This window comes from Streptomyces sp. NPDC028907 (assembly GCF_055564995.1).
Genome location: NZ_JBVHVE010000004.1, coordinates 728,641 through 734,640, shown reverse-complemented (window position 1 = coordinate 734,640; position 6,000 = coordinate 728,641). Strand labels below are relative to the sequence as shown.

Genomic DNA, 6,000 nt, shown 5'->3' with positions numbered 1-6,000 from the left:
TGGTTATAGCGTGAGGGAAACGCCCGGTTACATTCCGAACCCGGAAGCTAAGCCTTACAGCGCCGATGGTACTGCAGGGGGGACCCTGTGGGAGAGTAGGACGCCGCCGAACAAATTGTGAGAGAGCCCCCGGCCGGGGATACCGGTCCGGGGGCTGTCTGCATTTCCAGCTCCCTGTGCTGGTTGAGATAGGGGATCTCCGTGGGAGATCCCTTTTCAGCTCATGTCGTTACAGGCGCCCTGCCGTCTTAAGAGCCAGATAGGCGTCCGCCAGCGCAGGTGCGAGTTCCTCTGGCGTCGCGTCGACGACCGTAATGCCGTAGCGGCGGAGTTGTTCGGCAGTGCGGTGGCGTTCGGTTTGGGCCTGGGCGGCGGCTGCTGCTTCGTACACGGCGTCTGTGTTTCCGCGTGCAGTTGCCATCCGTGCGATGTGAGGGTCCGCTACTGATGCCAGCAGAACTGTGTGGCGCTGGGTGAGTTGGGACAGGACCGGGAGCAGGCCTTCCTCGATCGGCGCTGTGTCCAAGGCCGTGAGCAGCACGATCAGGGAGTGCCGGGGGGCCGTACGGAGTGCCATGGCCGTCAGGGCTCGGGCGTCTGTTTCGATCAGCTCGGGTTCGAGTGTGGCCATCGCGTTGACCAGGGAGGGGAGGACGTCGCCTGCTGTGCGGCCCTGGACAAGGGCGCGTACTCGGCGGTCGTAGGCGAGAAGGTCCACGCGGTCGCCGGCTCGGGAGGCGAGGGCGGCCAGGAGGAGGGCTGCGTCCATGGAGGCGTCGAGGCGTGGTGCGTCGCCGACGCGGCCTGCCGAGGTTCGGCCGGTGTCCAGGACGAGGAGGATGTGGCGGTCGCGTTCGGGACGCCAGGTGCGTACAGCGACCGCGGACTGGCGGGCTGTGGCGCGCCAGTCGATGGAGCGAGTGTCGTCGCCGGGGACGTACTCGCGCAGGCTGTCGAATTCTGTGCCTTCGCCGCGGGTGAGGACGCTGGTGCGGCCGTCGAGTTCGCGCAGGCGGGCCAGTTTGGAGGGCAGGTGCTTGCGGCTGGTGAACGGGGGGAGGACTCGTACCGTCCAGGGGACCTTGTGAGTGCCTTGGCGGGAGAAGAGGCCCAGGGGGCCGAACGAGCGGATTGTCACGCGGTCGGCCTGGCGGTCGCCCCGGCGGGTGGGGCGTAGGCGGGTGGTGATGCGGCGGCGTTCGCCGGCGGGGACCGTGAGGCGCTGGCGGGAGGCCGCCACCTCCGTGCCGGGCTGCCAGCTGCTGGGAGGCCAGGCGTCGCGGAGGTGGGCGCGGAGCGGGCGGTTGGACGGGTTGGTCACCGTGAGGGTGACGTCGGCCGCCTCACCCAGGCGTACGGAGGTGTCGCCGGAGCGGGTCAGGCCCAGGCGTCGTACGGGGGCGGCCAGAGCGAAGTCGCAGGCGCAGGCCGCCACCAGAGGGGCGTTCACCGCAAGGAGCCCTGTCCAGCTGGGGTCCCAGATGCCTACGGGGAGGGAGCCTAGGGCCGCGAGGAGTGCGGCGCGTCCGGTGAGGGCCATCAGCGGGGGACGGGGACGTGGGCGAGGATCGCGTTGATCACGGAGTCGGCGGTGACGCCTTCCATCTCGGCCTCGGGGCGGAGTTGTACGCGGTGGCGGAGGGTGGGGAGGGCCAAGGCCTTCACGTCGTCGGGGATGACGTAGTCGCGGCCGGTCAGCCAGGCCCAGGCGCGGGCGGTGGCGAGGAGGGCCGTGGCGCCGCGGGGGGAGACGCCCAGGGTGAGGGAGGGCGATTCGCGGGTGGCTCGGCAGATGTCGACCACGTAGGCGGTGATCTCCGGGGAGACGGTGGTCTTGGCCACCGCTGCGCGGGCCGCCTCCAGGTCTGCGGGGCCCGCGACGGGGCGTACGCCCGCGGCGCGCAGGTCGCGCGGGTTGAAGCCCTCGGCGTGGCGGGTGAGGACGTCGATCTCGTCCTGGCGGGAGGGGAGGGGGATGGTGAGCTTGAGGAGGAAACGGTCCAGCTGAGCTTCGGGGAGGGGGTATGTGCCCTCGTACTCCACCGGGTTCTGCGTCGCCGCGACGAGGAACGGGTCGGGGAGCGGGCGGGGAGTGCCGTCGACCGTGACCTGGCGTTCCTCCATGGCTTCCAGAAGGGAGGACTGGGTCTTGGGGGGTGTCCGGTTGATCTCGTCCGCGAGGAGGAGGTTGGTGAAGACCGGGCCGGGCTGGAAGGAGAACTGGGCGGTGCGGGTGTCGTAGACGAGGGAGCCCGTCACGTCGCTCGGCATGAGGTCGGGGGTGAACTGGACGCGCTTGGTGTCGAGTTCGAGTGCGGATGCCAGGGCGCGGACGAGCAACGTTTTGGCGACCCCGGGGACTCCTTCTAGTAGTACGTGTCCGCGGCAGAGGAGGGCGACGACGAGGCCGGTCACGGCGGGGTCCTGGCCGACCACGGCTTTGGCGATCTCGGCGCGCAGGGCTTCCAGGGAGGCACGGGCGGTGCCCGGGTCCCCGGTGTTCCCGGCGTTGTCAGTGGTCGGGTCCATCATGGACGGCGTACCTCTCTTTCGAGGGCGTCGAGTTGGTCGGCGAGGGCGATGAGTGCCGCGTCGTCGCTGGGTGGCGGGCCGAAGAGGAGGGTGTGCAGGGCCTGTCCGTCTCCGTGGTTGTGGAGGTGGGAGGACAGGGCTGGGAGCAGGGCCTCGGGCGTGTGCGCCTGAGTGACAGGGACGCCTACGAGGGGGGCGAGGCGCGTGCGGGTGGTGGAGCGAAGAGCGGCGGCCGCGCGGTCGCGGGCGTTGGATTTGCGGTAGAGGCGGGCGCGGCCTTCGACGGTTTCGGAGGCGTGGATCGCCACGGGGAGATTTTCGGGCACCAGGGGGCCGAGTCGGCGTGCCCGCCAGAGGGCGGCCAGGGCTGCGGCGATGAAGAGCTGGAGTGTGCCCCAGAGCCAGCCCGAGGGGAGTAGGTCGAAGAAGCTGCGTTCGTCGTCCGCGTCGGCGGCCGACGTGTCGGAGAGCGAGGGGAGGTACCAGACCAAGTGGTGGCGGGAGCCGAGGAGTTGGAGGGCGAGCGAGGCGTTGCCCTGCTCGTCGAGGTGGTCGTTGTAGAGGATGTCGGGCGAGCCGAGGACGACGGTGTCGCCGCCCTTGGTCGGGTCCGGGATGCGCAGGAGGGTGGCCAGACGCTCGCTGGGGTAGCACTCGTCGGCGTCGAGGTGGGTGGTGGTGTACCGGACGCCGCCAAGGTCGGCGGTGCCCGCGCGCTGGGCGGCGGGCAGGGCGCAGTCGGGGGTGAGTTCCGAGTCGAGGCTGGTGGCGGGGTCCGCGGTGACGCCGGGGGCGAGGCGTTCGACGGACCAGCTGCCGGGGGCGACGAGGAGGGTACGGCCGCCGGAGCCGGCGGTCGACGAGCGCAGCCAGGTCTGTTGACGGTGCGTCAGCAGGTCGGGGGCGGTGACCAGGAGGGTGGTGTCCGGGGCGGCCGCGGCGCGTGCCTCGTCCAGGGTGGTGACCACGTGTGTGTCGACGCCGCGGTCGGCGAGCAGTTCGGCGACCGCTCTGCTGCCTCTGGGGTCGGCGGAGCGTGGGTCGAGGGTGCCGTGCCGGGCGTCGGAGCGGATCGTGGCGATCACGACGGCCGCCACGAGCAGGAGGACGACGGCGGCGACGACGCCTCGCGTGCGGGTCCACAGTTGGCGTGCGGTGGGCGAGGCCGAGGTGGGCGGGAGCGTGGCCTCGGTGGTCATTCGGCGGCTCCCTGGCGGGCGTTGGGGGCCGTGCTCGGGGCGCTGCTCGCGAGCTGGGGCTTGGTGCTCTCCAGGGCGCGGTCGAGTTCCGCGATGCGCTGGTACGCCTGCTGGGTTGCGGTCCGGCCGCCGTATGTCACGTCGTCGAAGTCCCGGGCCGCGGCGTGCAGTCGGTCCGTGTGGGACGGCAGTGAGCGGCCTGCTTCGGCGGCCGCCTCGTCCGCGGTGCGGCCGGGGCGGACGTCGAGAAGTGCGCGTTCCTCGAGGGAGCGGACGATGGCCCGCATGCGTTCCTGGACGGCCTGGTTCCAGTGGCTCTGGGCGGCGTGTGCCTCGGCGGCGGCGCGGTGTTCGGCGGCGCTGCGGGGGCGGTCGTCGAACAGGGCGGGGGAGGAGGTGGGGTGGCGGCGGGGGGTGCCCAGGCGCCACCACAGGGCGCCGAGGACCGCCACGATGACCAGGATGACGACGACCAGGCCGAGCGGTCCTCCGGGCGCCACGGTCGAGGCGCTGCTGAACAGGTCCTCGACCCAGCCCCAGAAGGCGTCCAGGGCGCGCTGGAACCAGCTGGGGTCGTTCTCGTGGTACATGCCCTTGGACAGCTCACGCCGGGCCGCCTCCCGCGCGGGGTCGCGTGGAATGGTCAGCGGCGGCTCGTCGTCCGAGCCGGCCAGCAGCGCCGCCATGGACGTGTCGCCGAGGCGCGGCAGCGAACGTACGGATGTGTTGCCGACGCCGAGCAGTGCGCGTCCGACCGTGTCCGGCAGTGCTGACGCCGTAGTGAGAACTCCCCCCGCCAGGCTCACGTGTTCAGCTCCCCGGGGTGCCGGTGCCGTAGTGCTGGACGCCGGCTGCTCGAGCCAGTTCGAGGTCGAGGGCCTCGCGGCGGATGCGCTGGTCGATGTAGAGCAGGACGGTGACGCCGGCGGTGATGGGGAACGTGATCATGGAGCCGATCACCGAGCCGACGCCGCTGATGAGGAGGAACGTCCAGCCGAATTCGGTGGTGCCGTTGAGGAAGCTGGTGGCACCGTCGCCGCTGACGGCGCCGGCGAGGAAGGTGAAGGGGATGACGACGATCGCCGCGATGACGTTCGCGATGATCGTGGCCAGCAACTGGATGCCGAAGACGCGCCACCACGAGCCGCGGACCAGCTTCGCGGAGCGGCTCAGGGACTTCATGATGCCCTGCTTCTCCAGCATCAGCGCGGGCGAGGCGAGGGAGAAGCGGAACCACAGCCACAGCGCGACGACGCCGGCGCCGAGGATGCCGAAGACGGTGAGTGCTCCGCCCGCCGCGCCGGCGCCCGTTGCGGCTACCAGGATGCCGGGCACGGCACCTGCGAGGACCACGCCGAAGACCATGAGCAGCAGCATGAAGAGCAGGCCGAAGAGTTGCAGTACCTGTGGGCGGGCGTCGCGCCAGGCCTCGCCGGTGGTCACCGACTTGCCGAGTACCGCGCGGCTGGTGACCGTCGTCAGCAGGGCGGTCGCGATGATCGCGCCGATCACCGAGATCAAGAGGAGCACGCTGGAGCTGATCAGGGCGTCGCCGGTGGCGCGGGTCAGTTCGCTGAGGGTGGCGTTCGGGTCGTCGAGGGCCTCGGTGTCGAGGCGGTCGTTCAGGACGAGGCCCTGGACGAGGATGACGAGGATCTCCGTCACGACCGCGACGGTCAGGGAGATGCCGAGGACCGTGCGCCAGTAGGTGCGCATGGTGGAGACCGCGCCGTCGAGGATCTCGCCGACGCCGAGCGGGCGCAGCGGGATCACGCCGGGCTTTGCAGCGGGCGGCGGGCCGCCCCAGCCGCTGCCCCAGGGGCCCGGGCCCGGGGCGCCGTAGCCCGGGTGGCCGCCGCCGTATCCGCCGGGGCCCGCGGGTGGGTGGGCTCCCCAGCCCGGGCCGGGCGGCGGTGGGGGTGGCGAGGTCCGGCCGGGCGCCTGGGGCGCTGCCGGGGCGGACCACTGGCCGGGGGGCGGCTGATCCTTGGACCACTTCGGGCCGGAGTCCTGTGGGTCCGTTCCCGGCTGCGGCGCCGGGTCGGGACGGTCTGCGGGCTCGGCAGGGCCGGACGCGCCGGGTTCCTGTCCGTCGGACGCGGCGGATCCGGGCGAGGCCCAGCCCGGCGTGTCTTTCATCGTCGCTCCTTCACGGTGCCCGTCCGCGGTCGCGGCGGCAGGTTGGCAGCCATCGTGCCATGGGGCGGCCGGGGACGTACCGGCCGCGGTATGGGCTGGACACCTTCAATTGTCCGCCGGACAACGGGCA

General features: G+C 71.8%; 5 protein-coding genes and 1 rRNA gene. 1 reads left to right on the top strand and 5 read right to left on the bottom strand.

What is annotated here, in order from left to right; all coding sequences use genetic code 11:
• Positions 1-112: ribosomal RNA gene (gene rrf / locus ACZ4UU_RS15890) — 5S ribosomal RNA — on the top strand; the annotation flags it as partial.
• A gap of 117 nt (positions 113-229) precedes the next feature.
• On the opposite strand, the gene ACZ4UU_RS15885 is transcribed toward rrf, so the two are convergent.
• From ACZ4UU_RS15885 to ACZ4UU_RS15865, 5 genes are read right to left on the bottom strand one after another with little or no spacing between them, the layout of a single operon-like run.
• Positions 230-1,540: a DUF58 domain-containing protein gene (locus tag ACZ4UU_RS15885; RefSeq protein WP_468040168.1), complete on the bottom strand. Its 1,311-nt coding sequence runs from the start codon at positions 1,538-1,540 to the stop codon at positions 230-232.
• Positions 1,540-2,529, bottom strand: a complete 990-nt coding sequence (locus ACZ4UU_RS15880) for an AAA family ATPase (RefSeq protein ID WP_468040246.1) — start codon at positions 2,527-2,529, stop codon at positions 1,540-1,542. Before ACZ4UU_RS15880 ends, ACZ4UU_RS15885 begins: the two co-directional genes overlap by 1 nt.
• On the bottom strand, positions 2,529-3,731 hold the full coding sequence (locus tag ACZ4UU_RS15875) for a DUF4350 domain-containing protein (protein WP_468040164.1): 1,203 nt from the start codon (positions 3,729-3,731) through the stop codon (positions 2,529-2,531). The genes ACZ4UU_RS15880 and ACZ4UU_RS15875 overlap by 1 nt, the downstream gene beginning before the upstream one ends.
• Positions 3,728-4,537: a DUF4129 domain-containing protein gene (locus ACZ4UU_RS15870; RefSeq protein ID WP_468040162.1), complete on the bottom strand. Its 810-nt coding sequence runs from the start codon at positions 4,535-4,537 to the stop codon at positions 3,728-3,730. Before ACZ4UU_RS15870 ends, ACZ4UU_RS15875 begins: the two co-directional genes overlap by 4 nt.
• A gap of 4 nt (positions 4,538-4,541) precedes the next feature.
• Positions 4,542-5,870, bottom strand: a complete 1,329-nt coding sequence (locus ACZ4UU_RS15865) for a DUF7847 domain-containing protein (protein ID WP_468040160.1) — start codon at positions 5,868-5,870, stop codon at positions 4,542-4,544.
• Positions 5,871-6,000: the final 130 nt, after the last annotated feature.